This window comes from Streptococcus sp. VTCC 12905 (genome assembly GCF_049893385.1).
Classification (GTDB): Bacteria; Bacillota; Bacilli; order Lactobacillales; family Streptococcaceae; genus Streptococcus; species Streptococcus suis_AA.
On the sequence record NZ_JBMVJC010000072.1, the window covers coordinates 1 to 779 of the forward strand.

General features: G+C 39.3%; 1 protein-coding gene and 1 pseudogene. Both read left to right on the plus strand.

Annotated features, from left to right (window positions below; translation table 11 throughout):
• Positions 1-558: pseudogene (locus tag ACPC58_RS11635) on the plus strand (hypothetical protein); the annotation flags it as partial.
• A 2-nt stretch (positions 559-560) separates the two neighbouring features.
• On the plus strand, positions 561-779 hold a 219-nt coding region (locus ACPC58_RS11640), incomplete at its 3' end, for a hypothetical protein (protein WP_434066034.1).

Below are 779 nucleotides of genomic sequence, written 5' to 3' on the forward strand. Positions count from 1 at the left end.
CACCTTTACAATTTGCGTACTCCTCTCCAAATGGCTATTCAAATTTTGAAGCGCCATCGAGACATCATGTTTGAAGGGGAAGACTACAAGCCTACTTCTATCATTATAAATACCTTGGCAGCCCGCGCTTATGGTAATGAAGGGAATGTTTATGATGCCATTTGCAATATCTTAGAGAATATGGAGCAACACTTTACTATAGGTCCAAATGGGGAATACCAAGTATTGAACCCAACACGTCGAGAAGAAAATTTTGCTGACCGCTGGATTGCAGAGCCCAAAAGAAAAGATGCTTTCTTTCGATGGTTACAGATGGCTAAAAAAGACATTGTTGAGGATCCCTTGAATTTTATTGATGGTTTGGATTCTTTAAAAAGCCGTCTGTCTGAAAGCTTTGGTGCGCAGGTGACTCAAGATACTTTTGAGGCATATGGAAGAACCATGTTAGACAATCGGGTTAATAACCGCATCGGGGTAAACTCGAAGGGTAATTTAACCAATAAAAAATCATCCGCAATCATTCCGGTCACTAACCATACCTTTTTTGGGAGTGTCTGATCATGAAGAGTAGTTCACTACAAAAAAAGACACTTCCTCAACAATGTCTGGCTTTAAAGTCGCAGTTTCCAAATGCAAAAGTTCAATTTAATAGAAACAAGATGACTATTAAACTTTTGCTCCAGCCCACTGAATTATCAAGAGAGTATCTTTGTGAATTCATAGTAGAGCGCTCCGGACGATGTACCGTATGGGTTTCAGGAGATATGAAAAAACTTAAT